30 protein-coding genes are annotated in these 25,360 nt (G+C 62.2%); 21 read left to right on the top strand and 9 right to left on the bottom strand.

Annotated elements, in window-relative coordinates:
• The first annotated feature begins 44 nt into the window (after positions 1–44).
• Positions 45–1,301, top strand: a complete 1,257-nt coding sequence (locus tag C9427_RS14360) for a hypothetical protein (RefSeq protein ID WP_107649791.1) — start codon at positions 45–47, stop codon at positions 1,299–1,301.
• 22 nt (positions 1,302–1,323) lie between these two features.
• On the opposite strand, the gene C9427_RS14355 is transcribed toward C9427_RS14360, so the two are convergent.
• Complete coding sequence (locus C9427_RS14355) at positions 1,324–2,514, bottom strand: clavaminate synthase family protein (RefSeq protein WP_146172543.1); 1,191 nt, start codon at positions 2,512–2,514, stop codon at positions 1,324–1,326.
• A 111-nt stretch (positions 2,515–2,625) separates the two neighbouring features.
• Here C9427_RS14355 and C9427_RS14350 point away from each other — a divergent pair, with 111 nt between their 5' ends.
• The 8 genes from C9427_RS14350 (at position 2,626) to C9427_RS14315 (ending at position 10,816) form a co-directional block, all read left to right on the top strand.
• Positions 2,626–3,555, top strand: coding sequence for a LysR substrate-binding domain-containing protein (locus C9427_RS14350; RefSeq protein ID WP_107649789.1), 930 nt, complete (start codon positions 2,626–2,628; stop codon positions 3,553–3,555).
• A gap of 126 nt (positions 3,556–3,681) precedes the next feature.
• On the top strand, positions 3,682–6,852 hold the full coding sequence (gene uvrB / locus C9427_RS14345; RefSeq protein ID WP_107649788.1) for an excinuclease ABC subunit UvrB: 3,171 nt from the start codon (positions 3,682–3,684) through the stop codon (positions 6,850–6,852).
• A gap of 75 nt (positions 6,853–6,927) precedes the next feature.
• Positions 6,928–7,206 (top strand): hypothetical protein, encoded by a 279-nt coding sequence (locus C9427_RS14340; RefSeq protein WP_167434348.1) that lies wholly within the window; start codon positions 6,928–6,930, stop codon positions 7,204–7,206.
• 305 nt (positions 7,207–7,511) lie between these two features.
• Complete coding sequence (locus C9427_RS14335) at positions 7,512–9,038, top strand: ABC-F family ATP-binding cassette domain-containing protein (RefSeq protein WP_107649786.1); 1,527 nt, start codon at positions 7,512–7,514, stop codon at positions 9,036–9,038.
• Positions 9,039–9,173: 135 nt separating this feature from the next.
• Positions 9,174–9,563 (top strand): nuclear transport factor 2 family protein, encoded by a 390-nt coding sequence (locus C9427_RS14330; RefSeq protein WP_006338454.1) that lies wholly within the window; start codon positions 9,174–9,176, stop codon positions 9,561–9,563.
• A gap of 136 nt (positions 9,564–9,699) precedes the next feature.
• Entirely contained in the window at positions 9,700–9,888 is a 189-nt protein-coding gene (locus C9427_RS14325; protein WP_107649863.1) for a hypothetical protein, read from the top strand.
• Between the two features lie 132 nt (positions 9,889–10,020).
• Positions 10,021–10,449 carry a VOC family protein gene (locus C9427_RS14320; protein ID WP_107649785.1) on the top strand — a complete coding sequence of 143 codons (429 nt, stop codon included), beginning with the start codon at positions 10,021–10,023 and terminating at the stop codon, positions 10,447–10,449.
• A 13-nt stretch (positions 10,450–10,462) separates the two neighbouring features.
• Positions 10,463–10,816, top strand: a complete 354-nt coding sequence (locus tag C9427_RS14315) for a DUF1428 domain-containing protein (RefSeq protein ID WP_107649784.1) — start codon at positions 10,463–10,465, stop codon at positions 10,814–10,816.
• Between the two features lie 224 nt (positions 10,817–11,040).
• Here the strand turns inward: C9427_RS14315 and C9427_RS14310 are convergent, their stop codons facing one another.
• From C9427_RS14310 to C9427_RS14295, 4 genes are all read right to left on the bottom strand, one after another.
• A complete protein-coding gene (locus tag C9427_RS14310) occupies positions 11,041–12,675 on the bottom strand; it encodes a tetratricopeptide repeat-containing sulfotransferase family protein (RefSeq protein ID WP_107649783.1) in 1,635 nt (544 codons plus the stop codon).
• 160 nt (positions 12,676–12,835) lie between these two features.
• On the bottom strand, positions 12,836–13,102 hold the full coding sequence (locus C9427_RS14305; RefSeq protein ID WP_107649782.1) for a DUF1488 family protein: 267 nt from the start codon (positions 13,100–13,102) through the stop codon (positions 12,836–12,838).
• 84 nt (positions 13,103–13,186) lie between these two features.
• Positions 13,187–13,495, bottom strand: a complete 309-nt coding sequence (locus tag C9427_RS14300; RefSeq protein WP_107649781.1) for a hypothetical protein — start codon at positions 13,493–13,495, stop codon at positions 13,187–13,189.
• A gap of 16 nt (positions 13,496–13,511) precedes the next feature.
• Complete coding sequence (locus C9427_RS14295) at positions 13,512–13,685, bottom strand: hypothetical protein (RefSeq protein WP_245437072.1); 174 nt, start codon at positions 13,683–13,685, stop codon at positions 13,512–13,514.
• Between the two features lie 337 nt (positions 13,686–14,022).
• Between C9427_RS14295 and C9427_RS14290 the strand changes: the two genes are divergently transcribed.
• The 6 genes from C9427_RS14290 to C9427_RS14270 all read left to right on the top strand — a co-directional run bounded on the left by C9427_RS14290 (position 14,023) and on the right by C9427_RS14270 (position 17,227).
• Positions 14,023–14,229: a cold-shock protein gene (locus C9427_RS14290; RefSeq protein ID WP_107649779.1), complete on the top strand. Its 207-nt coding sequence runs from the start codon at positions 14,023–14,025 to the stop codon at positions 14,227–14,229.
• 178 nt (positions 14,230–14,407) lie between these two features.
• Positions 14,408–14,674 carry a hypothetical protein gene (locus tag C9427_RS14285; protein ID WP_107649778.1) on the top strand — a complete coding sequence of 89 codons (267 nt, stop codon included), beginning with the start codon at positions 14,408–14,410 and terminating at the stop codon, positions 14,672–14,674.
• A complete protein-coding gene (locus C9427_RS14280) occupies positions 14,671–14,919 on the top strand; it encodes a hypothetical protein (protein WP_107649777.1) in 249 nt (82 codons plus the stop codon). The genes C9427_RS14285 and C9427_RS14280 overlap by 4 nt, the downstream gene beginning before the upstream one ends.
• Positions 14,920–15,049: 130 nt before the next feature.
• Positions 15,050–15,187: a hypothetical protein gene (locus tag C9427_RS34080; RefSeq protein ID WP_167434347.1), complete on the top strand. Its 138-nt coding sequence runs from the start codon at positions 15,050–15,052 to the stop codon at positions 15,185–15,187.
• A gap of 106 nt (positions 15,188–15,293) precedes the next feature.
• Entirely contained in the window at positions 15,294–15,521 is a 228-nt protein-coding gene (locus tag C9427_RS14275; RefSeq protein ID WP_107649862.1) for a hypothetical protein, read from the top strand.
• A gap of 152 nt (positions 15,522–15,673) precedes the next feature.
• A complete protein-coding gene (locus tag C9427_RS14270; protein WP_107649776.1) occupies positions 15,674–17,227 on the top strand; it encodes an EAL domain-containing protein in 1,554 nt (517 codons plus the stop codon).
• A 101-nt stretch (positions 17,228–17,328) separates the two neighbouring features.
• Here the strand turns inward: C9427_RS14270 and C9427_RS14265 are convergent, their stop codons facing one another.
• Positions 17,329–17,733, bottom strand: coding sequence for a Kazal-type serine protease inhibitor family protein (locus C9427_RS14265; RefSeq protein ID WP_107649775.1), 405 nt, complete (start codon positions 17,731–17,733; stop codon positions 17,329–17,331).
• Positions 17,734–18,280: 547 nt separating this feature from the next.
• Here C9427_RS14265 and C9427_RS14260 point away from each other — a divergent pair.
• From C9427_RS14260 to C9427_RS14250, 3 genes are all read left to right on the top strand, one after another.
• Entirely contained in the window at positions 18,281–18,493 is a 213-nt protein-coding gene (locus C9427_RS14260) for a cold-shock protein (protein ID WP_006202520.1), read from the top strand.
• 256 nt (positions 18,494–18,749) lie between these two features.
• Positions 18,750–18,962 carry a cold-shock protein gene (locus C9427_RS14255; protein WP_008877668.1) on the top strand — a complete coding sequence of 71 codons (213 nt, stop codon included), beginning with the start codon at positions 18,750–18,752 and terminating at the stop codon, positions 18,960–18,962.
• 201 nt (positions 18,963–19,163) lie between these two features.
• Entirely contained in the window at positions 19,164–19,586 is a 423-nt protein-coding gene (locus C9427_RS14250) for a BA14K family protein (protein WP_107649774.1), read from the top strand.
• 304 nt (positions 19,587–19,890) lie between these two features.
• On the opposite strand, the gene C9427_RS14245 is transcribed toward C9427_RS14250, so the two are convergent.
• From C9427_RS14245 to C9427_RS14235, 3 genes are all read right to left on the bottom strand, one after another.
• A complete protein-coding gene (locus tag C9427_RS14245; protein WP_107649861.1) occupies positions 19,891–20,532 on the bottom strand; it encodes an MBL fold metallo-hydrolase in 642 nt (213 codons plus the stop codon).
• Positions 20,533–20,763: 231 nt separating this feature from the next.
• The gene (locus tag C9427_RS14240; RefSeq protein ID WP_097572307.1) at positions 20,764–21,081 is read right to left on the bottom strand and encodes a hypothetical protein; all 318 of its coding nucleotides are present in this window, start codon (positions 21,079–21,081) and stop codon (positions 20,764–20,766) included.
• Between the two features lie 145 nt (positions 21,082–21,226).
• Positions 21,227–22,120 carry a branched-chain amino acid aminotransferase gene (locus C9427_RS14235; protein ID WP_107649773.1) on the bottom strand — a complete coding sequence of 298 codons (894 nt, stop codon included), beginning with the start codon at positions 22,118–22,120 and terminating at the stop codon, positions 21,227–21,229.
• 267 nt (positions 22,121–22,387) lie between these two features.
• Between C9427_RS14235 and C9427_RS14230 the strand changes: the two genes are divergently transcribed.
• The 3 genes from C9427_RS14230 to C9427_RS14220 all read left to right on the top strand — a co-directional run bounded on the left by C9427_RS14230 (position 22,388) and on the right by C9427_RS14220 (position 25,232).
• Positions 22,388–22,921 (top strand): MarR family winged helix-turn-helix transcriptional regulator, encoded by a 534-nt coding sequence (locus tag C9427_RS14230; RefSeq protein WP_097572349.1) that lies wholly within the window; start codon positions 22,388–22,390, stop codon positions 22,919–22,921.
• Positions 22,908–23,627, top strand: a complete 720-nt coding sequence (locus tag C9427_RS14225) for a response regulator (RefSeq protein ID WP_107649772.1) — start codon at positions 22,908–22,910, stop codon at positions 23,625–23,627. The genes C9427_RS14230 and C9427_RS14225 overlap by 14 nt, the downstream gene beginning before the upstream one ends.
• A 192-nt stretch (positions 23,628–23,819) precedes the next feature.
• Positions 23,820–25,232, top strand: coding sequence for an ATP-binding protein (locus tag C9427_RS14220; RefSeq protein WP_107649771.1), 1,413 nt, complete (start codon positions 23,820–23,822; stop codon positions 25,230–25,232).
• Positions 25,233–25,360 lie beyond the last annotated feature (128 nt).

Raw genomic sequence — 25,360 nt, 5'->3', positions numbered from 1 at the left:
AATGCGTGTATGGTGCATCAGAGATAGTGCAGCGGAGGAACGAGATGACACGAATTGCAGGCCTGCTGGCGTCAGCCCTCATCCTGTTCCTGCCACTGTCTTACGCGTCGGCCGCGACGCCGGAAGCGGCAACCACCCTGTTCGCCGCGAAAACCGTGGCCGAACGCAACGCCGCACTGACAACGCTGGAAGCGGCAGCACCTGCCGATCCGGCAGCCGCCTACGCAGCCGGCGCCGGAGAATTCTTCACCGCGCTCGAGATCCTGGCGAGCGGCCTGCATCGCCACGGTTTCGAGAGCCCGCAATCCCTGATGCTGCCGCTGATGCGGCTGCCCGTGCCGGACAATCCCAATCCCGAGCCGCTGACTTACGAGCAATTCCGCGCCATCCTGGTCGGCTTTCGCGACCGGCTGGAAAAATCGGCCGCGACGCTCGGTTCCGTGCCCGCCGGCGCCGATATCGGCATGGAGGTCGACCTCACCCGCCTCGGCATCGATCTCAACGAGGACGGCGCCATTGCGCCTGATGAAAGCGCCGCCGCGATCATGGCGGCCCTGGCGCGAGGCAGCATCACGACGGGCGATACCGCACCCACGCTCGTCTTCCGTTTCGACCGCGCCGACGGCTACTGGCTGCAGGGCTATGCCGAATTCCTGATGGCGCAGGCGGATTTCTGGCTGGCGCATGATTTCAGGAGCATGTTCGACGGCTCCTTCCACATGCTGTTCCCGCGCGCCGGGCTGCCGCTGCAGGACACGCTCGTCCCGCCCGACGGCGGCATGAGCGGCGGCATCCTCTCCTCCGAATGGCGGATCGCCGACTTCATCTCGCTGGTGCATCTGGTCAACTGGCAGGTCGTCGAACCGGAACGCCGGCAGGCGGCGCGCCGCCATCTCATGGAAATGATCCGGCTGTCGCGCGAGGACTGGAAGGCGATCCGCGCCGAGACCGACAATGACCGTGAATGGCTGCCCGGGCCGCAGCAGAAGGGCGCCAGCCCGCTCACCGGCCTCGATGTCGGCGAGGAGCAGGTGCAAGCCTGGCTGGCCGCGCTTGCTATGGCCGAGGACCTGCTTGAAGGCCGCGCCTTGCTGCCGCATTTCCGCATCGCCGACAAGGGCATCAACATGAAGCGCTTCTTCGACGAGCCGAAACCCTTCGACCTCGTGCTGTCGATCACCGGCCCGGCCATCGCGCCCTATCTCGAAAGCGGCAGCATCCTGACCAGCGAGGAGTTCAACCAGATCCAGCGCCAGTTCGGTGGCGCCGGATTTTTGACCTTCGCGCTTTGGTTCAATTGACCGCTACGACGCGCAGAGCGGTTTAGAAAATCGCACCCTGATAGAGCACCGTCTCCGCCTCGTCCGGCGCAAAACGGCGCGCCAGCGTGCGCAAGGCGCTGTGGACGCCGTCGCGATCGATGTTGCAGCTTCTGAGATGCCGCACCGCCAGCGTCGGATCGAAAGCGCTGCGGCCATGCATGACGCGCTGATTGTCGAAAACCAGCACCTCGCCCGGCTGAAGCTGATGCTGGAACTGGTTTTGCGGATCGCAGATCAGCCGCGTCAGTTCGGCCAGCGCTTCGATCAGCCCGTCGATCTCGTCTTCAGGTGCAGTCTGCGGCGCAAGGCAGCGGTCATTGTAGCGGATACCGGTCACCTGCCCGGCGGCGTCGAGGCTGATGACATGCGCCTCGGCGCTGAAGAACACCTCGCCGGCATGTTCGCGGTGGAAGGTCACGCCATGCCGCGTCAGCAGCTCGAACAGCTTTGGCGTCCCGGTTCGCATCAACTCGGCGACATGGAAGCCGTCGACCATCAGCGAGGTACCGCCGGCGCCGGCGCCGGTCCTGATGGCGTGGAAGAAGATGAAGCCCGGCGGCGAGTAGCGGAACGGCTCGTCCGTGTGCGGGATCTGCGCACGTGCCGTTTCACCCGCAACGCGCGCATCCGGCCGCGAAATCAGGTCGAACACCTTGCCATAGCTGGTCTCGCGGATTGGTCCGTAGCGGCCGGCCACGCGCGCCGTCGCTTCCGTTTCGGCGGGAACCCCAGTCAGCATGGCGATGCCATGGTCGCGCAGTGCGCGCAGCGAGTGAAACAACGTCTCGTCGTCCTCGACCACTGCATCGAAGGCGAAGCGGCCGAGGCGCGCGCCGAGATCGCTGTCCCATAGATCGGGCTGGAAACGGACTGCTCCGCTCCCGGCACGATCTGCCAGGAACCGGGCAGCGTAGCGCGAAACATGGCCGTCTTCCCAGGTGACGGTCACTTCGCTGGCCGAGGCGTCGATCGAGGTGGGGCGGATCCGCGCGGGAACATCGGCCGGCGTCAACCACCTCTTGCCGGACGCGGTGTCGCCGCAGATCTCGCATTCGCAGGCCAGCCGCAGCCAGCGGCTGGAAAGCCACGCCACCTTGCCGCCGTCGAAATCGAACGCGATGCGGTCGCCCTCGGCACGCATGGCGCGGAACGGTCGTGGATCGGAACTGGATTGCTTCGGGGTATCGAGCATGGTCGCCTCCTGGTTGGACTCGGAGTTGAACACTCCTCAATAACCGTAGCGGGCTGAAACTCCCAGAATCAAACGAGTTTCCTTCGAGTTTTTTTGAGGTAAACTCAATCCATGACGACGCTGAGGGACCTCCCGCTATCGGCGCTACGGGCGCTTGCGGCGGCAGCGCGGACCGGCAGCCTGACTCGCGCCGCCGAGGAGCTGGGCGTGACTCCCGGCGCGGTCGGCCATCAGCTCCGGCAGCTCGAGGACAGGCTGGGCGTCAAGCTGGTCCGGCGCGCCGGCAACGGTATCGTCCTGACGCGCGCCGCCGAAAGCGCGCTGCCCGACATTGACCGGGGCTTCGACGCGCTGGCCTCCGGCATGCGGCGGCTGCGCTTCGAGCGGCAGGCCGAGACCTTCACCATCTGCGCCGACCCATCGTTCGCCTCGCTGTGGCTCGCTCCGCGCCTCGACAAGGTACGCACGGCGCTTGCCGGGCTCGATGTCCGCATCGTCGCATCGATCGTTCTCGATGTGATGCTGGAAGAAGGCGTCGACCTTGCCATCAGCTACCGCAAGGCCTCCGCACAGGACCTCGCTTCGGTCGATCTGTTCACCGAACGGGTGATCCCGGCCTGCGCGCCGGCACTGATCCAGGGCATTGCCAGGCCGGACGCGGCGGACGCGCTCGACAGGCTGCCGCTGCTGCATATCGACCCGACGATGGGCGACGATGTCTATCCGGCCTGGCGGCACTGGTTCGCCGCCGCTGGACGGCAGCCGAAGGGCATCGACCAGGGTCCGCGCTTCGGACTGACGATCGTCGCGGCGCAAGCGGCCATTGCAGGCATGGGCGCGTTGCTGGCCAGCGAATTGGTTTTGCGCCGGCACCTAGAGCCCGGCCATCTCGTCGAGATCGCGCGCGACGTGCCGGCGTTGACGATCAAGCGCCGCCTCGTCTGGCCGCTGCATGGCCCGAAGGCACGCCGCGCGGCAGCCATCGCCACTGAGCTGGCGGCGACTGCAGGGGTTGGGATCGACGGGGCTTTGCCACGGTGAAGCAGTCGGGACGCGGTTCGGCATCGACATCCCTCCTGACAGCCTTCTGTCAGCAGCTTCGCCTGGCACTGTGCCCCTCTTCACTCCGCTCTTTCCATTTTGGCCGATACCTCCCATATTTGGGGCATGGCCAAACCCTCCGATAAGAAGACGCCCTCGCCGGCGCGTGACGACCGCGCTTCGCCGCCCAGGCGGCGCAGCCCGCTGACCGATTTTCTCGATGCGTCGGAGCCGCTGCACAAGGGCGGCTTTGCCGAAGCGCCGCAAGCGGAATTGTCCGGCACGCCGCTGACCGGCTCGATCGCCGACTGGGCCGAGCAGATCGAACAGGAAGCGGAGAAGGAAGGGCGCCTGTCAGGCAAGGGCGGCAGTAAATCGCCGAAGGCGGCGAAGAAGATTCCCGAACGCTCTGCCTCCCCCGGCCGCACCGCACGCGGCACTTCGATGGGCGGCGCGGCCTCGGCCAGGGAGAGAACCGCGGCCGGCCTCAATCCGGTTGCCGGCCTCGACATTTCTCTCGAAGACGCCGAGACCATGACCTCCAGCGGCGTCACCGCCACTGTGGCCGCTTTGTCGGCGCTGATCGAATCCGGCAATCCGCTGCACAAGGACGGCGTGCTGTGGACGCCGCACCGCCCTGCCCGCCCGGAGAAATCCGAAGGCGGCATCGCCATCAAAATGGTGTCGGATTTCGAGCCGGCCGGCGACCAGCCGACGGCAATCAAGGATCTGGTCGAAGGCGTCAACGACAACGACCGCACCCAGGTGCTGCTTGGCGTCACCGGCTCCGGCAAGACCTTCACCATGGCCAAGGTGATCGAGGAGACGCAGCGCCCTGCTTTAATCCTGGCGCCCAACAAGACGCTGGCCGCGCAGCTCTATTCCGAGTTCAAGAAATTCTTTCCGGAAAACGCGGTGGAGTATTTCGTCTCCTACTACGACTACTACCAGCCGGAAGCCTACGTCCCGCGCACCGACACCTTCATCGAGAAGGAATCCTCGATCAACGAGCAGATCGACCGCATGCGCCACTCGGCGACGCGCTCACTGCTGGAGCGCGACGACGTCATCATCGTCGCCTCGGTGTCCTGCATCTACGGTATCGGCTCGGTCGAGACCTATACGGCGATGACGTTCCAGATGCAGATCGGCGACCGGCTCGACCAGCGCGCGCTGCTCGCCGACCTCGTCGCCCAGCAATACAAGCGGCAGGACATCAACTTCGTGCGCGGCTCGTTTCGCGTGCGCGGCGACACGATCGAGATCTTCCCGGCCCACCTTGAGGATCGCGCCTGGCGCATCTCGATGTTCGGCGACGAGATCGAGTCGATCACCGAGTTCGACCCTCTGACCGGACAGAAGACCGGCGAGTTGAAAAGCGTCAAGATCTACGCCAATTCGCACTATGTGACGCCGCGCCCGACCTTGAATCAAGCCATCAAGTCGATCAAGGAAGAACTGAGGCACCGGTTGCAAGAGCTTGAAAAGGCTGGCCGTCTTCTGGAGGCGCAGCGGCTGGAACAGCGCTGCCGCTTCGACCTGGAGATGCTGGAGGCGACCGGCTCCTGCGCCGGCATAGAGAACTATTCGCGCTATCTCACCGGCCGCCAGCCCGGCGATCCGCCGCCGACACTGTTCGAATATATTCCCGACAACGCGTTGGTCTTCATCGACGAAAGCCACGTCACCGTGCCGCAGATCGGCGGCATGTACCGAGGCGACTTCCGCCGCAAGGCCACGCTGGCGGAGTACGGATTCCGCCTACCCTCCTGCATGGACAACCGTCCCTTGCGTTTCGAGGAGTGGGACGCCATGCGCCCGCTTTCCGTCGCGGTTTCGGCGACACCCGGCGGCTGGGAGATGGAGCAGTCCGGCGGCGTCTTCGCCGAGCAGGTCATTCGCCCGACCGGCCTCATCGATCCGCCGGTCGAGGTGCGTCCGGCCAAGAGCCAGGTCGACGATGTCGTCGGCGAGATCCGCGAGACCACCAAGGCCGGCTACCGCACGCTGGTGACCGTGCTGACCAAGCGCATGGCCGAGGACCTGACGGAGTATCTGCACGAGCAAGGCATCCGCGTCCGCTACATGCATTCCGACATTGACACGCTGGAGCGCATCGAGATCCTGCGCGATCTGCGCCTTGGCGCCTTCGACGTGCTGGTCGGCATCAATCTCTTGCGCGAAGGTCTCGACATTCCCGAATGCGGCTTCGTCGCCATCCTCGACGCCGACAAGGAAGGTTTCCTGCGCTCGGAAACCTCGCTGATCCAGACCATCGGCCGCGCCGCCAGAAACGTCGACGGCAAGGTCATCCTCTACGCCGACCAGGTCACCGGCTCGATGGAGCGCGCGATGGCCGAGACCAACCGCCGCCGCGAAAAGCAGATGGAATGGAACGCGGCCAACGGCATCACCCCGGAATCGGTCAAGTCGCGCATCTCGGACATTCTCGATTCGGTCTACGAGAAGGACCACGTCCGCGCCGACATCTCGCAGTTCACCGACAGCGCCGGCGCGATGATGGGCAACAATCTGAAGGCCCATCTCGATGCGATGGACAAGCAGATGCGCGACGCCGCCGCCAATCTCGATTTCGAGAAGGCGGCCCGCATCCGCGACGAGATCAAGCGGCTGCGCGAAATGGAACTGTCCATCTCGGAAGACCCATTGGCCAAATACGTCGACATGGAAAGCCCCGTCTCCGGTCGCGAGAAGGGCAAGCACAACAAGGGCGTGGCCAAACATCGTACATCAGAGGAACAGGAGCGTTTCCGCAAGCTCGACGAGGCACGTGCCGCCGAAGAGGCGGCCAAGGCTGCCCGGTCCAACCTCTTCCGCAAGCCGGAGCTCGACGAAATGGGCGCCGACGGCGCCGTCCCGGTGAAGAAGCCGTTGTTTGCCAAGCCGTCGCTGGACGATATGGGGCCTGGCACCGACATGCCGACGCCGTCAGGCGCCGTCTCGCGTTCGCTGTTCAAGAAGCAGTCGGCGCAGGAGGCGCACGGCTCGGATTTCGGTATACCGGGTGAACCGACCAAGCCGCTGTTCAAGAAGAATTCGCTCGACGAGATGACGGTGCGCCGGACCGAGAAGCCGATCGAGGGAAAGGTGCCGGCGAAGCCACAGCCGATCTCCCCCCTTGTGGGGGAGATGCCCGGCGGGGCAGGCGCGAAGGATCGCAACGATTCCGCCAAACCCATTGCTCGCCAGCGCGCCGGCATCGGCTCTTACGAGGATCCGGGCGACGCCCGCCGCGAAAAGCGCCGGCCAGGTAAGACCGGTCGGCCCGGGCGGTAGCGATAGGCATTCGTTGTGATGGTCTTCACTCGGCAACTTGACGAAGACGAATTCAAGGCTTGCTTTGTTGAGCCTATGACTGACGTCACCGCTACGGCAGAGGCTGCCCTGGACATATGGCCGTACGTCAACGCGCTAGATCTGGATGAGATCGGTCTGCCCTCTTTGAACGACGTTGGGCATGTTTATCGAGACGCAAGGAACCGGTTCGATCAGGTGCTGATCGGCACCGGGCGCTTCAATACCCTTCTCGTCATCGTTGTCGACCTCGGCAAAAGCACGGTGTTTGGGCATTTCCTGCTCGATCTGAACAAGGAATATGGATCAAGCGGTGGCCACTTGAGGACCGTCTGATAATCACCCTTCGGTCGGCCCTACCAGCCCCTTGCCATCTGCCCCTGCCCTGGTGTAGCCAGTTGCCACATTCAAACGTCTTGAAAGGAGGGCTCACGTGTTTACGTTTTTTCGTCACCATCGTCAGCGTGGCCCGATTTCTGCCCTGCGAGCTTGCTTGCAGGGCTGACCAGGGACGGTCCGGGTTTCTCCCGCTTCGATTTTTTGGTCTGCCCTTCGTGGTGCCGCAACGCTGAGCCTGATGATCAGCACGCGCACCGTCAAAGTGCATTGAGCCGGCCTCCGGCAAGACCAGAGAAATCCAAATGGCCCTGATCAGCCTCAAATCCCTCGGCGTCACCATGACTGCGCCGCTCTTTTCCAACCTCGACCTGACCATCGGCGCCGGTGACCGTCTCGGCATCGTCGCCGCCAACGGCCGCGGCAAGTCGACCTTGCTCAAATGCCTGACCGGCGAGATCGAGCCGACATCAGGCGACATCACCCGCACGCGCGGCCTGCGTGTCGGCCATGTCGAGCAATCCGTTCCGCCGGCCCTCCTCGACCTCAGCTTCCATCAGGTGGTTGCCGACGCCCTGCCGGCCGAGCAGGCCGAAGGCGAACTGTGGCGTGTCGACGTGGTGCTCGACACCCTCGACGTGCCTGAGCCGATGCGCGAGCGGCCGATGCGTGCCTTGAGCGGCGGCTGGCAGCGATTGGCGCTGATCGCCCGCGTCTGGGTCACCGATCCCGATGTCCTGCTCCTTGACGAGCCGACCAACCATCTCGACCTTGCCCGCATCAGCCAGTTGGAAACTTGGTTGAATGCCTTGCCACGCGAGGTGCCGGTCATCATCGCCAGCCACGATCGCGCTTTCCTGGATGCTACCACCAACCGCACGCTATTCTTGCGCCCCGAGCAGTCTCCCGTGTTTGCCCTGCCTTATTCGCGGGCACGCGACGCCTTGAGCGAGATCGATGCCTCGACCGAGCGCAAATTCCAACGCGACATGAAGGTGGCACAGCAATTGCGCCGGCAGGCCGCCAAGCTCAACAACATCGGCATCAATTCGGGCAGCGACCTGCTGACGGTCAAGACCAAGCAGCTCAACCAGCGCGCCGAACGCCTGGAAGAAGCGGCAGCACCTGCGCATCGCGAGAAAACGGCGGGCGCGATAAAGCTCGCCAATCGCGGCACCCATGCCAAGGTGCTGATCACGCTCGATGATGCGGCGGTCGAGACACCCGACGGCACGCTGCTGTTCAGGACCGGCAAGCGTCATATCTGTCAGGGCGACCGCATCGTCCTGCTCGGCCGCAACGGCGTCGGCAAGTCGCGCTTCGTCACCCTGATCCGGAATGCCATCGGTGAACCGGAAACCGTGCAGAGCGTCAAGGTGACGCCGTCGACGGTGCTCGGCTACAGCGACCAGGCACTGTCCGGGATGAGCAGCAGCGACACACCACTGGCGATGCTCTCGCGAAAATTCGATGTCGGCGAGCAACGCGCCCGCTCGCTGCTCGCCGGCGCCGGGGTCAGCATCGACATGCAGGAGCGCATGATCGGCGTTCTGTCGGGCGGGCAGAAGGCGCGGCTGATGATGTTGGCGCTCAGGCTCGCCAATCCCAATTTCTACCTGCTCGACGAGCCGACCAACCATCTCGACATCGATGGTCAGGAGGCGCTGGAGGCCGAATTGCTGGCGCATCAGGCAAGCTGCGTGCTCGCCTCGCACGACCGCTCGTTCATCAGGACGATCGGCAACCGGTTCTGGCTGATCGAGAAGCGGCGGCTGACCGAGGTCGACAGTCCGGAGGATTTCTTCAGCTCGGTGGCCGAGGGGACCGGCTGAGGACAACAATGCATCTGCCGGGCCGACATTTTGAAGTACTGTGGGCCCGGACGCCGTGTTGACCACGGAAGAAAGCTTTTCCATCGACCTAAAAAGGCGCATCCTGCCGCGGTAGAGCTTAGGGAGGGATAGGATATGCGTGCGGTAGACCTCGTTAACAACTTCTACCAAGCCTATGCAGATCGCGACATCGAGGGCGCACTGGCGCATTGCGCCGATGATGTCGTGTTTCGTTGGATCGCCGATCCGCGGCAGTCGCGTCGCGCCGGCAGCGCTCGCGGCAAGCAGGAATTCCTTGCGCGCCTGGTGGACCTGAATGAGGACTTCGAATACCGGCGCGTCATTCCGGTCGAGATCATCGATGGCGGCGACAAGGTTGCCGCCCAGGTCGAGTACCACATGACACGTCGCGCGACCGGCGACGAGTTCGTGATGCCCGTCGCCGATTTCTGGACAATACGCGACGGCCTGGCCGTCGAGGTGGTGGAATATTACGACACTGCGCTAGCCGCAGCGGTCAACTGAACCACATCCGCCTTTGCACGGGCCGATACCGATCTGACGACAGAAAATTCTCAGCGGTCTGTCGGATCATGACCCCCACGCCATGTCCTTGGGACGCCGACACGATGATGCCGGCTTCAACCAGGGAGAGTGCATCATGTCCATTCTGTCATCCATAGGCCGCATCGCGACCCGTTACTCGGCGACCCGCGCCCGTTACCGCAGCGAGCGCGCGCTGCTTTCACTGCCGATCGAATTGCGCAAGGACATAGGCTGGCCCGAAATCCTCGACGCGCAAAACGAACGTCGCCTTGCCATGGCAACCGCGTTGACCAAGGTAATATGAAGGCGACCACCGGCCCGTGGCCGGAGCGTTTGATCGTGGCGTTCGAAAAAAATCCGGCAGCCATGTAGGATTGCCGCCGCCTCGTTCGTCCTTTGGTTGGCAAGGCCAACCAAACCCAAAGAGGAGCAAGACATGAACGATCAGCCCCAAACCCAGCCCGCGGCGAAAGTCCTCGGCGGCTTGACGCCCTATCTTCAGCTGGATGGCGCCTTCAAGGCCGCCGAATTCTATCAAAAGGCCTTTGGCGCGGAGCAGGTCTTCTTCTACCCGCCGGACGAGCAGGGCCGCACCATGCACATCCACCTGCACATCAACGGCTCGACGCTGATGATCTCCGACTTCTACCCTGAGCACGGCATGTCCGCCGTGAAGCCGCAGGGCTACACAATGCAGCTTCACCTCGGCAGCGACGATATCGACGCTTGGTGGCAGCGCGCTGTCGATGCCGGCTGCGAGGTCGTCATGCCGCTGCAGGTGATGTTCTGGGGCGACCAGTGGGGAAATATGCGCGATCCCTTCGGTGTTGAGTGGGCGATGAACGCGCCGGTGAAGAAGGCCTAAGGAGGAGACCAAAATGTCCTATGTCGATGGGTTCGTGCTTGCCGTGCCTAAGGCAAATCTCGATGCCTACAAGAAAATGGCGCAAATGGCCGGCATAGTCTGGAAAGAGCATGGCGCGCTCGCCTATGTCGAATGCATCGGCGACGACGTGCCCTATGGCGAGGTCACCTCGTTCCCGCGCGCCGTGCAGGCCAAGGATGACGAGATCGTCGTCTTTTCGTGGGTCGTCTATGAATCGCGGGAAAGCCGCGATGCGGTGATGGCCAAGGTGATGGCCGACCCGCGCCTGAATGGAGACCTATCGACGATGCCGTTCGACGGCAAGCGCATGATCTTCGGCGGCTTCCAGCCCTTCATGGAGCTTTGACCCATCGCTTCGTCATCCTATGGCAGAGCAAGGAGCGAAGCGACGCGGCGCAGACCATAGGATCCATGCCGTGACCTAGAGGCGTTGCAACGGCGCAGAATTCTGCGCCGCTGCCTCCTTCGATCGAGGGCACGGAATGGATCCCAGGGTCTCCGCGACGGAGCTGCGCTCCTGCTTCGCCCTAGGATGACGAAGCTGAGATGCTTCGGCCATTGACCAGCATGTCAATCCAGCCTGTCCAGCAGCGGCTTCAACCGCTCGCCATAGCGCTTCCACAGATCGACCGAGCCCTGGTACATCGGCTGGCGCACCTGCGCGGCCGAGGCCGTACGCACAGGTCGGTCGGTTTCGTGGAACGACAGCACCCTATCGTCCCAGGGCAGGCCGAGATGGGCGATTAATGCGCGCGTCTGCCCTTCCTGATCGGCGACGAAATCCTCGTAGCGCACATCGTGCACGATACCGGGCAGCACGCTGCGCCAATGCGCCATAATGTCGGTGTAGAGATTGTGGAAGTCGGCGAGCTCGCCGAGATCGTAGCCGTAGCGGTGGCTGTCGCCGCGGAAATGCACCTTGTAGATCGATAGGCAGGTCGCCGCCGCATCGCGGGCGCAATGGATGATTCTGGCCTTCGGCAGCATCATGTGGATGAAGCCGATAAGCAGAAAGTTGCCTGGCATCTTGTCGGTGACATGGCGGACATGCGGATAGCGGGCGTGCAGCATGTCGAGATAGGCCTGCCCGGCCTCGGCAAAATCCGCATCGGCCACATCGGATACCCCCCAGGGGAAGCCACCTGGCATGGTCGACGGGAACTGCTTGCCGACCACCGTCTTCAAGATACTGAGCTCGCCCGCGCCATAGACCTGGGGATGACTGGCGATGATCTGCTCGACCAGCGTCGTGCCCGAACGCGGCATGCCGACGACAAAGATCGGCGCGTCGTCGGCGATTGAGCTCGGTCTGTGCTTTTCGAAAAAGCCGGCGTCGAACACCGACTTCATCGCATCGAATTCGGCCCGCGTCCTCACCGGATCATAGTCAATGCCCTTGCGTCGGATGGCATTGCCTTCGGCGAAATAATCAAAGGCTCGTGGATAATCTTTCAGATCGTCATTGGCCTTGCCGAGGCCGAAAGAGAGCTGCATGCGCGCCAGGCTGTCCTGCGGCGCCTTGGCATGCTGTGCTTCCATGCCGGCAAGCTCGGCGTCGCGCTCCTTCTGGCGCTTGACCTGCGTCAGCATCAGCCAGGCTCGGGCCATGCCGGGATTGACTGCCAGCGCCTGGCGGAAAAGATCGGTCGCTTCATCGAGCTTGCCCTTTTCCATCAGCCCGACGCCCAGCCCGTGCAGCAGGTCGGCATCCTTCGGCCGGATCGTCAGCGCCTCGCGGAACACGGCGAGCGCCTCGTCGAGCCGCCCGGCCTCCTGCAGCGTTTCGGCAAGCCCGATGCGGGCGCGGACATGGAACGGGTTGCGGCCGATCGTGCCGCGATAAATCTCTTCGGCCTCCTCGAACTGGCCGAGCTGCTTCAGCGACGAGCCGAGATTGTCGCGCGCCGCGAGCTGGTCCGGTCGGATATCCACCGCCCCGCGGAAGAAATCGACGGCCGCCGCGACGCGGCCGAGATCGCGCATCACCGTTCCGAGATTGTTGAGGAAATCGGGATTGGTCGGCTGCAACTGCACCGACTGTTCGAGAAGATCCATCCCCTCGGCGCTGCGCCCGGTCTGATGCAGCAGCAATCCGAGGAAGTGCGCAGCGGCGGCGTGATTGGCCTTGCGCGCCAGCACCTGCCGGTAAATCGCCTCGGCTTCTTGCCGGCGTCCGGCCTGGTGCAGTTGCAGCGCCTGCTGCACATACTGGTCGAGACCTGGCGGTGGCCCGCCTCCAGTGCCAGACCTCGCTCCCGCGCCCGCCGCTCTTCTTTGATCTCTGTTGATGGGAAACCTGCCGTGTTTGTGCGCCTGTGGCGATCTAGGCCATCGGCGCGGCAGGTTCAAGGGTTTGCGGGCAAGCCTACCGGAAATCTGCCTGGGTCAGCACATACATGTTCTTGCGACCATGCGAATAGGCTTCCCGCGCGACATCCTGGATCGAGGAGCGCTTCGCATCGAACGCGCTGAGATATTCGGCCTCCGCTCCGGTCGTGACCGGACTTGCCGCCGAAAGCGCGGCAATCTCCACGAAGAAGGGCACTTCGAACATGCCGTCATGGCCGGTGAAACGAATACGCTTGGCCGCTGCGTCATAGGAGCGGCTGGGGTTGGGGAAATTGAGCGTCATGGTCGAATTCCTTGGCGCATGATCCGAGAAAAACGGATTTCCCGGACAAGGATCATGCGCAAAATCAGAGTGCTGCAGCGTCCCTTACGCGTCCAGGGGACGTGTAGCGCCGCAGCGCTCGCTGAAGCCACGGGAACGTGCATTCTGCAGGAACGATGTCCTGCGCCTTTCCAAATTGTGGGAATTCAGGAACAGCATCCCGGCGGTAGCATCAACTTTGCTAAGACCCACCATGGAACGCGCACCGACTTCGGCCGGAACGCCGGTAAACACGTGATAGATGGTCCACGATCTGTTCATCTCGATGCGCCGCCCATAGTCATGGTTCATCTGGCCCAGACTGCCGTCTTTCGCATCAGCGGAGGCGGCGCAGAGGCTTCTGATACTGTTCATTCGCATTTCCTCCGCGTCAAATAAGGCGATTGCTTTCGGCAAGTTGACGCGCCCGCCGCAGCGTGCCGTCGGTGTCTGCGATCTTCCGCCGTGCCGCCTCATCGCTTCTTATCGTCAGGCGCGCCGACATGACTTTTGGGAACTTGACCATCGCCTTGATTTTTACGGCCGGACCATCAGGTGTTTTCATGACTCTCATAGATTTTTGTCCTTTCCGGAAAAAATAAGTCCAGGCGCCAGAATAATTATTCTAGCGATCTCAATAAGGAATTTTTTGATATTGTTTTACCGTAGCAGAATTCTTGAAAATTTATATGGGGTAAATTTCCGAATTAGTCGAATTTTCTCGGAAATTTTCTTGAAAAAACCACAATTTTGGATTAATGGTATGAGATCGTTTTTGGGCCAAGCTTGGCATCTCGCGGCGTCAGAGGTTTTCGACCCGCCAAACTCATTCCAAATCCCCGATACAGGAACGCGCGGCGCATTTTGCCCAGCGTTCATTTCTCTCTTTGAAAGACACTCACATGAACACGGGAACCGTGAAATTCTACAACGGCCAGAAGGGCTTCGGATTCATTCAGCCGGCCGATGGCGGCAAGGACGTCTTCGTCCATGTCAGCGCGCTCGAACGCGCTGGCTTCCCCGGCCTGGCCGAAGGCCAGAAACTGCAGTTCGATCTGGAGCGTGACACCAAGGGCCGCGAGTCGGCCGCCAATCTGCAACTGATCTGACCCGGCCGAATGCGATGAACGCTGACCACGGATGTACTGGCAGCTCTCGAAAGAGGCTCATCTCCAGCGATTGCCGGTGATAGGAGAAGCGGGGTTCGTCCCCGCTTTTTTGCTTTCAGGCAGACGCTTTGCTTCCAGGCACGATGCCGATGCCATCATAGAACTTCGAGGTAAAAGAATGTCTGGCCGCACCACGCATTCCATCGCGCATTTCGAGGCACCCTTCGTGCTCGGCGGGCTGGAAGGAAAGTTGCCGGCGGGAGACTACGACATCGACCATGACGAAGAGCTGATTGACGGCATGTCGTGGCTTGCCTGGCGCCGTGTCGCAACCTTCATCCACCTGCCGGCAAGGACGGTGAAAAGCGCGACCAGCCAGCTTGTCGCCGTCGACCACGCCGAACTCGAAACCGCGCTGAGACTCGATAGGGAGAACGCCGCATGATCCGCTTCCAGCAGAATGCGCGCCCGCGCACCGACACGCCGGCGCATCTTTTCACAATTGGCCAGACAGTCCGCATGAAGAGCCGTACCGGCCTTGTCCAGAAGGCTGCGGAACTGTTCCAGATCAAGAGCAAGCTGCCGGTCAAGGACGGTTCGCCGCAATACCGCATCCGCAGCGACCAGGAGACCTATGAACGGGTGACCACGGAAGACAATCTCGAAGCGGCCGACAATCCGGCAAGCTAATGCATGTCGCTCGAAAGTTTTGCGACAACGACATGCACAAAAACAAGAGCTTAAAGCGCGTCGCATGAATCCGTTCAAAGGCGACGCGCTTTAAGCCAGCATCAACCGCCAACATTCGAAGGATCAGAAGATGGCCAAGGGTCAACAGCGCAGCAATCGCGAGATACGCAAGCCCAAGAAGGACAAGACGGCGGCAGTGCCTGCCTCGCCCTTCGGTTCGGCCGTAAAGCAGGCGGAAGCCGGTTTGAAGCCGAAGTCCAGGAGCTAGAACTGTCCCATCCCGCCGCGCTGGCCTCTTCAAGCCGGACGACGCGCGCACCGGGGCTGGTGCGACCGCAGGATTGCGGCATTCCGGCCGCAACATGGAGGCATGCGTGAACTTCGTCGTCGAGTTCTATCGTTCGCGCCATGCCGCCGAAGCGAAGCTCGACAGGGTGCCGCTCGAAGCACCGAACCTGCGTGCCGCCTTGCACGGCGCCAGCGCGCTGTTCCACACGCTGGCGATGCCACAAATCCCCGACCGTCTGCGTATTTCCGACGAGAGCGGCTGTGAGCTCTATGCCGGGCCAGCGGATGGGACATATCCGACGCTGGATGAGTAACACTGCGCCCACCCGACCACGACGCGGATCGCATTAAAGGTCACGTAACGTCGAAGCCATATAAGGGTCCGCTGGAACGAGGCTCGGTGCCCGTCCGGCGGGATTGCGCGTGAACCCGGCAGGTCATCGCCGGCCGAAGGCAGGAGGCGCATATGGACAGGCCGCGCATCATCGTGACCGCGGTGGTGTTGGCCTTGCTCGGCGCCATCGTGCCCATCGTGGCGATGTTCCACTTTTCATGGGTCCTGGCGCTTCAGGAAGAGCATGACCGCCTGGCGCTGTTCGCCAACCTCGCCATCGCCAGGGCCGACATATCCCTTAGGGATGCGACCGAAGCACTGCGCGAGATCGACCGGTTTGCCAGCGACCGCTGCTCGGATGGCCATATCGCCCGCATGCGGCAACTCACCATCAACACGCGCGCGATCGAGGAAATGGGCTATTTCGAAAATGGCCTGCTCAAATGCACGTCCTGGGGGCCGACCGAGGGGAGCGTCGCGCAAACCGCTCCGGATTTCACCACGCGGGACGGCGTTGCCGTCACGGCGCGCATGCTGCCCTTGGCCAACCATGACCATCCGCTGATGGCGCTGCGCTACAAGGACCACAATGTCCTTGTCGATCCCGTGCGCTTTGTCGACGTCATCGTCGATCCCGGCATTCAGCTTGCTCTGGCAACCAACCAAGGCATCCTGCTCGGCACGCTGAACGGGCCGGATTCCGCCCGCATCGGCAGGATCATCGCCGGCCCCGGCAAGGGCCTTGACGACGGCCATCTGTTCGCCACCGCGCGCGGGGCGGACTGGATCGCCGTGGCGAGCGAACCGGAAAGCCAGATCGTGGACAGTGTGCGCAGGCAGCGATTGCTGCTGCTTCCGCTTGGCGCCTTTATCGCCGCCTTCGCCATTGGCACGGTTGTCTGGCTGTCGCGACGGCGGCTGTCGCCGCTGAGAGAATTGCAGATTGCCGTGCGCAAGCGCGAATTCATCGTCCACTATCAGCCGATCGTCGAACTCAGGACCGGCAGATGCATCGGAGCGGAAGCTCTGGTGCGCTGGAGGCGCCCGGACGGCTCGCTGGTCCGGCCCGATCTCTTCATCCCACTGGCCGAAGAGAGCGGCCTGATCGCGGCGATCACGGACCAGGTGGTAGCCCATGTGGTTCTTGACTTGAACCGGCTCCTCGTCGCCAATCGTTCCCTCCACATCGCGATCAATCTCGGTCCCGCCGACGTCGAAACGGCAAGGATCCTCCCCGTCATCGAAAAGGCCCTGCAGCACACGGGAATTCGGCCTCGGCAGATCTGGCTGGAGGCGACGGAGCGCGGTTTCGTCAATATCGATTCAGCGCGTTCGACCCTCATCCGCGCCCGCGAGCTTGGTCACGCGGTGGCGATCGACGATTTCGGCACCGGCTATTCCAGCCTCTCCCATCTCGAAGGACTGCCGCTCGATGCGCTGAAGATCGACAAGTCCTTCATCGACACGATCGCCACGAATTCCGCCACCAGTTCCGTCACGCCGCATATCATCGACATGGCCAAGACGTTGAAGCTGAAGATCGTTGCCGAAGGCGTGGAGACGCAGGCCCAGGCCGACTATCTGCTGGAGCGCGATGTCGACTATGGCCAAGGCTGGCTGTTTGCCAAGCCGATGCCCGCGGCTGAGTTCATCGCCTATTACGGCAAGATGAAACAGTCGGCGTAGAGGCCGCCACAAGGATGTCCAGCCGATAGATGGGCGAGCCCTATCTCCAGATGGGCAAGCCCTATCTCCCCCAGCACGGGGGAGATAGGAGAGCCGTGCCCTCAGCAGGGGCCGTCGTCGACCACCCGGTAGTCGGCGGCGCGGGCCTCGCACGCATTGGGGAAGGTGCGCAGTTCGCCACGGCGCCTGGCGCAGACCGGAGCATATTCGCGCGTGCAGAATGTCTGCTCTTCGCCACCACCACCGCCGCCGTCGCGGCATTGGCCGTCGCGAATGATGCGGTATCCGGCCCGCTCCGCAAGGCAGGCGTTGGCGAAAGTCTGGCGGTCGCCGCCGCGCCGGGCGCAGACCGGATCATACTGCTTGGTGCAGAATTGCGGTCCAGGCCTTGGCGGAGGGTACCCCGGTCCTTCATCCACCACCACCGCGGTACAGGCTGCAAGAACTGCCGACAACAACAGAATGGCAAAACCTTGCCGCGAAAAGATTGCCGCAAGAAATCTCATGACTATACCTCCCTCGAGCCCCCGCTCCGGCGCAAAATGAGCTCCGCTCTGGCGCATGACCCCGAACATCTATTTTCGGAAAGGAACATGCGCAAAAATCAAACTGCCAACACCGATCCTCGCCATTCCGCCGACAAATGCAATCCCCCGTTTTTTTGGATGACTGCCGGAAACAATCGACGCATCACGGGTGCCGCGCGGACAGCGCTTGCTGGACCATGCGTGGCCGGGTTCTGGCCGATGACCGAGCAAACACCCGGGTCTATCGATGCCATGCGTCGGGACGCCATCTGGGCGGCCCGCGGCGCTATCTTGCAACCATCACGTTTCCGTGCGATAAATTTTGTGTTCGGGCATTTGCGACCCGGAGAGCGGAACGTTTTGGACGACCTTTCCCCGATACTGTGAATCTCTGACGGCCCCGTTTTTCGGCGGGGGGTTTGACCATGCGCCAATGCATGACTGCCGAAAGCAACCACCGGGACTTGCCCACGGCGCCAGGCGGCGGGCAAACCACAAGACTGACACGGGTGAAGGAGTTTCCCCAATGGCCCAGACCGGCACCGTTAAATTCTTCAACGCTACCAAAGGCTTCGGCTTCATCACGCCAGACGGCGGCGCCAAGGACGTGTTCGTCCATATCTCGGCGATCGAGGCTTCGGGCCTGCGCACCCTCGTCGATGGCCAGAAGGTCACCTTCGACGTCGAGCCTGACCGCATGGGCAAGGGTCCGAAGGCGGTCAATCTCCGCGCGGCCTGAGCCATCGGAACGTCGCAAGTCCGTTCGGACACGCGAAACGTCCATGAGCCTCTCCACGGGCTGCACCGGCTTCCAGGGCCGCATCCGAGTTTTCGAAGGCGCGACGATAATCGTCGCGCCTTTTTCATATCGAGGACGGCGAGCAAAAATGCCCGCAAAAACTTTCACTTGCCGATAGCGCTAAAATAAAGGACAAATTTCCACTCGGGCATTTGCCGGCCCGAGACTTGACTTGATGGGATCAAAGGAGCTTCCCATGCCGCAGACCGGCACCGTCAAATTCTTCAATCATGCCAAGGGCTTCGGCTTCATCACGCCGGATGATGGCGCAAAGGATGTCTTCGTCCATATTTCGGCCGTGCAGGCGTCGGGTCTTCCCGGTCTTGAGGATGGGCAGAAAGTGACATTCGACACCGAGCCGGACAAGCGCGGCAAGGGTCCGAAAGCCGTTAACCTGTCGGTCGGCTGAGCCGGCTCAAGACAGCCGAACGGCTCCCGCGCTAGAGACCTCGGTCCGCATGAGCGTGCGATATTTGCCGTCCGTGCCGCGGCCGATCGCTGATTTCGACCCGCCAACTTCGTTCAGCCCCCGTTCAGCCACGGTCGCCTATTAGCCTTCGGTAAAGCCGGACCGCATTCCCACTGCCGGGCCGGCACGAAGGAGACCGATATGAATCGAATTTTCAAGACCGCCATCCTGTCCGCCGCGGTCGTCGCAACCACGCTTGCGACCTTGCCCGCGGCCAGCGCCGACGATTGGCGTTACCACCGCCACCATCGTGGCCATGGCAATGGCGACGCTGTCGCCGCCGGCGTCCTCGGCCTCGCGGCCGGCGCCCTGATCGGCGGCGCGCTCAGCAATCCGCAGCCCCGCTACTACGACCCCGGCTATGACGATTATGATCGCTATCCGCGGCCGGCCCCGGTGCGCCGCTACTATGTGGAACCCCGGGTCGCCTACAATGAAGGCTACGCCGAGCCATGGACCCGTGGCTGGTACGAATACTGTTCGGATCGCTACCGGAGCTTCAATTCCCGCACGGGCACGTTCACCGGCTATGACGGCGAACAGCATTTCTGCACCGCCAACTAATGCATGTCGCCCAAAAGTGCGCAGCGGTTTTGGGATAACGACATGCACAACGACAAAGCCTTGATGCGCGAAGCGCCTCAAGGCTTCCCTGCCCCAAAACAAAAGCGCTGGCCGCGAGGCCGGCGTTTTTTGTGTCCGGCTCTCCAACCAAGTTGGCCCGCGAGGGTGTGTTGAGATTCAGGTCAGGCTGAGTCGAAAATGGTGGGTTCCGAGAACCGGAGCGGAGCGTACTTAAAGTACGTGAGCACCGGAAGCGCAGGAAGCCGCCGTTTGCAGTCCGGCCTCACCTGAATATCGGCACACCCTAGACCAGGAACGGATTGCTCCGCCGCTCCTCGCCGAAGCGGCCGCCAGGACCATGACCGCAGATGAAGCCGATGCCGTCGCCAAGCGGCAAAAGCTTGTTTTTGATCGAGGCAATCAGTGCGGCATGGTCACCGCCCGGCAGGTCGGTTCGCCCGATGGAGCCGCGAAACAGGACATCGCCGACATGGGCGAATTTGGCCGCACGGTTGTAGTAGACGACATGGCCCGGCGCGTGACCGGGGCAATGGAAGACCTCGAACGCGTGCTGGCCGAACGAGACGGTGTCGCCCTCTCTGAGAAAACGGTCGGGCACGCAATTGCGCACGGCATCGGTGATGCCGTAAAGTTTCGCCTGGCTCTCGAGATTGGCGAGCAGTGGACGGTCGGCCTCATGCGGGCCGACAATCTCGACCCCGAGCGCCTCCTTCAGTTCCATTGCGCCGCCCGCATGATCGATATGACCATGGGTGATCCAGATCGCGCCGGCGGTGATGGCATTCTCCTTCAGCACTGCCAGCACCTTGTCGATGTCGCCGCCCGGATCGACGACAACGCCTTGTTTGTCGTCCATGTCGAAGAGGATGGTGCAGTTTTGCTGGAAGGGCGTGACCGGCACGATACCGGCATTGAGTTGACCCATGATCGTCCTTTCGCGGTGGCGTTCCTGATGTAATGCATGTCGCGCAAAAGTGTGCAGCGGTTTTGCGATAACGACATGCATAAAAACAAGAACCTAAAGCGTGTCGCGTGAATTCGTTCAAGCGACGCGCTTTAGGGACACAAGCAACTGGCGTCCACCGTCATGACAGACCAGGCTGAAATGGAAATGGGCGGCCAAAGCCGCCCATTTGAAAGCCCGAAACCGCCAAGCCTATTTCTTCATTGCATTCATGACCGCGCCGATGATGCCGGTCAGAATGGCGCCACCACCGGCGCCGCCGATGATGTTTTGCAGATTAAGCGCACTGCCCAATCCGCCCGTTGCCGCTGCCGCCGCTGCCGGGTCGACTGTGCCGCCGCCGAGCAGGCTACCGAGGATGGCTGCGCCGCCGACGCCGCCAACGGCGCCACCAAGGATCTTGGGAAGCTGACCCATCGCCGCCGTCTTGATCGCCGCGCCCACCGCCTGACCACCGATGACACCCGTAATCACCTGAATAATGATCGGAAGAAGCGTGTTCATGTCCATAGTACCAGTCCCTCCATAGCTGCCAGCCTCCCGGGCCGACAGCATCATGAGACGCCGAATTGGACGAAAGTCAAATGCAGAACTGCTTAAATAAAAGAGGCGGCCCGAAAACCGCCCCTACTTGTAAAAAAAGCTGTGACTTTCGTTATTCTGCGGCGATCGCGTGCTTGGGTTGAACGGCCGCAGAATAGTCATTCATCAGCGTCTTGGCGATTTCGCCGACCTCGAATCGGTATGGACCGATTTCCGAAACCGGCGTCACCTCGGCTGCCGTCCCGGTCAGGAAGCACTGCTCGAAGCCTTCCAGCTCTTCCGGCATGATGGCGCGCTCGATCACCTCGAGGCCGCGATCCCTGGCAAGGCCGACGACCGTACGACGGGTGATGCCGTCGAGGAAGCAATCGGGCTTCGGCGTCTGGATCTTGCCGTCCTTGACGAAGAAGATATTGGCGCCCGTTGCTTCGGCGACTTGCCCGCGCCAGTCGAGCATCATGGCGTCGGCATAGCCCTTGGCTTCGGCGGCATGCTTGGACATTGTGCAGATCATGTAGAGACCGGCGGCTTTAGATTTCGACGGCGCGGTGCGCGGATCGGGGCGGCGCCATTCCGCCACATCGAGACGGATGCCTTTCAGCTTCTGCGCGGGGTCGAAATAGCTCGGCCACTGCCAGATGGCGATGGCGCAGTTGATGCGGCTGTTCTGCGCCGAAACCCCCATCTGTTCGCTGCCGCGCCAGGCGATCGGCCGCACATAGGCGTCCTGGAACCCTTGCTTCTTCAGCAGCGTGCGGCAGGCATCGTCGATCTCGGCAACCGAATAGGGAATCTTGAAGCCGAGCAGGCGTGCCGATTCATGCAGGCGTTCGCTGTGCTCGGTCAGCTTGAAAATCTCGCCGCCATAGGCGCGCTCGCCCTCGAACACCGCGCTGGCATAGTGCAGACCATGGGTCAGGACGTGGATCTTGGCGTCGGCCCATTTGACGAACTCGCCGTTGATCCAGATAAAGCCATCCATTTGGTCGAAAGGAACGGATGCCATGATAACCTCCCGCGGGCGACGGCCCGCATATCATTGTGTCGTTGCGTTTTTCGTGTCGGCCGCGCCGGGCGGCCCCATTTCTCAAAGCGTAGAGTGCCTCGAAGCGTAAGCGGATATTTGAGGTCTGGCAAACTCAGGAAGTTCCGGAAAAACGGACGTCCCTTGCCTTTTCGTTCGCAATCCGCCGAAAAGCTTGTCAAAAATTACCATCGCCGGAAAATTACGTCAATAGTACTGACATAATTTCCTGTTTCCATCGGAGAAATGATGACGGATCGCAGCCACCCAGCCGGAAAACCGATCAGGACGGCGATCGCCGACGAGGACGGCATCGACTTCGCCATCATCGAATTGTTCTTCTTCGCCTATCGCGATTTCACCTCAGATCCGGACCAGATCCTCGCCGATTACGGGTTCGGCCGCGCCCATCACCGGGTCCTGCATTTCGTCAATCGCAGGCCGGGCCTGACGGTCGCCGAACTGCTCGATGTCTTGAAGATCACCAAGCAGAGCCTGGCGCGCGTGCTCAAGCAATTGATCGACACCGACCATGTCGTGCAATTGCAGGGTCCGCGCGACCGCCGGCAGCGCGAACTTTACCCCACCGCCAGGGGCCGCGCCCTGGCGCTGGCGCTGGCGCGGCCACAGTCGCGCCGCATCCGTGCTGCATTGGAAGATTCCGGAGCCAGCGAACGCGCCTTGATCGAACGCTTCCTGGAGGCGATGGTCAATCCGGAACTAAGGGCGCAGATCGACATTGTGCCCGCAAAAATGTCAGGGAAAAGCCATGGAGACCATTGAAAAGGTTGATCAGCCGGCAGCACCGGACGACGATGCACCGCATCTGCTGGTGGTCGATGACGACACCCGTATCCGCAATCTTCTCAAGCAATATCTGACCGAGAACGGCTTTCGCGTCACTGTTGCTGGAAATTCCGGCGAGGCGCGGCGCAAGCTCGCCGGCCTCGATTTCGATCTGCTCGTGCTCGATGTCATGATGCCGGGCGAAACCGGCGTCGACCTTACCAAGGCGCTCAGAGCCGAAAAGAACGTGCCGATCCTCATGCTTACCGCGCTGTCGGAAACCGACAGCCGCATCACCGGGCTTGAGGCCGGCGCCGACGACTATCTGCCGAAGCCGTTCGATCCGCGCGAATTGATCCTGCGCATCAACAACATCCTGCGCCGCGGTGGCCCGGCGACGACGCCGAAGGTCGAGCAACTGGTCTTCGGCCCTTACACGTTCCAGATCGCCCGGCGGGAACTCAAGCGCGGCGGCGAGGCCCTCAAGCTGACCGACCGCGAACAGGAGATCCTGGCGATCTTCGCGGCGCGAGCAGGCGAGACGATCCCGCGCCACGAACTTGTCGGCGATGATTCCGAAGTTGGCGAGCGCACGATCGACGTCCAGATCAACCGGCTGCGCCGCAAGATCGAACGCGACCCGTCCAATCCGGTCTGGCTGCAGACCGTGCGCGGTATTGGGTATCGGCTCAGCGTGGAATAGACTGCCGCGATGCATGTCGCCCAAAAGTGCGAAGCGGTTTTGGGATAACGACATGCATCAAACGGAAAATGCATGTCGCCAAAAGTGCGAAACGGTTTTGAGATGGCGACACGCGTAAAGTCGAAAATTGCAAGTGCGGCACTGCGCTTGCGGGCCTCTTGTTGAGTGGCCCGCGGATGAGCAAAAGGGCGAATGGCGACCACGGATCTGGAAAAGCCGGGAGATAACGGCTTGAGCGCCCGCGCCACGCGGGCGCTCAAGGCCATGCCGCGCGCCTGGAACCGGTTCTGGCGTTACGTTGCGCTCTATATGCCCAAGCGGCTCTATGCCCGCTCGCTGATCATCGTTATCGCGCCGATGATCCTGCTGCAGTCTGTCGTCGCCTTTGTCTTCATGGAACGCCACTGGCAGACCGTTACCCAGCGCCTGTCGCAGGCCACGATCAGCGACATTGCCGCGATCATCGATTTGATCGAAACCTATCCGCACGACGCCGATTATGCCAACATCATCCGCATCGCTCAGGACCGCATGCAGTTGAAGGTCGATCTGCTGCCGCCCGACCCATTGCCGCCGCCGGGCCCAAAACCTTTCTTCTCGATCCTCGATGAAATTCTTTCCTCCGAGATCACCCGCCAGATCAACCGTCCGTTCTGGATAGACACGGTCGGCAATTCCAACATCGTCGAGGTCCGCGTCCAGCTCGAGGGCAAGGTGCTGCGCGTTTTCGTGCGCCGCAGTCAGGCCTATGCATCGAACACCCACATTTTCCTGATCTGGATGGTCGGCACCTCGCTGGTGCTGCTGATGATCGCCATCCCCTTCCTGCGCAACCAGATCCGGCCGATCCTGAACCTGGCCGAGGCCGCCGAGAGCTTCGGCAAGGGCCGGCCGATGCCGCGCGATTTCCGTCCGCGCGGCGCCGAGGAGGTGCGTCGTGCCGGCTTTGCCTTCATCCAGATGCGCGAGCGCATCGAACGCCAGCTCGAGCAGCGCACCGCCATGCTGACCGGCGTCAGCCATGATCTCAGAACCATCCTCACCCGCTTCAAGCTGCAGCTTGCGCTGACCGGGACCAAGGCCGACACCGAGGCGCTCGGCCAGGACATCGACGACATGCAGTCGATGCTGGAAGGCTACCTCGCCTTTGCCCGTGGCGAAGCGGCGGAGGACACCGGCCGTTTCGACCTTGAGGCCTATTTCGAGAAGCTTGGCGAAGAGGCCACGCTGCGCAAGCGCAAACTGTCGACCACGCTTGCCGGCGATCCGCATGTGCAGGTGCGGCCCCGCGCCTTCGCCCGGTTGCTGTCCAATGTCGTCGGCAACGCCTTCCGTTATGCCCAGACGGTGGAGATCAAAGCCGACCATGGTCGCGGCTCGCTGCTCGTCACCATCGACGATGACGGGCCGGGCATCCCGGCCCAGAAGCGCGAGGAGGTTTTCAAGCCGTTCGTGCGGCTTGACGAGGCCCGCAACCTTGACGCCAGCGGCACCGGGCTTGGCCTCGCCATCGCACGCGACATTGTCCGCAGCCATGGCGGCGACATCATGCTCGACGACAGCCCGCTCGGCGGCTTGCGTGCCGTCATCAAGGTGCCGGCCTGACCTGCATTTCGGCATTCCGGAGTGCGCCCGCAGGCCATGCCTTCATCCGCCCGTCATGAAACCATGCTGAAGAGCGCGCATGAAGCGCGCGACCTCTATCGATTCGGCCCCTCGGCATCGATTCGACC

It is taken from the genome of Mesorhizobium helmanticense (assembly GCF_003034915.1).
In the GTDB taxonomy this organism is placed as follows: domain Bacteria; phylum Pseudomonadota; class Alphaproteobacteria; order Rhizobiales; family Rhizobiaceae; genus Mesorhizobium; species Mesorhizobium helmanticense.
This window is presented reverse-complemented; position numbering and strand designations above follow the sequence as displayed.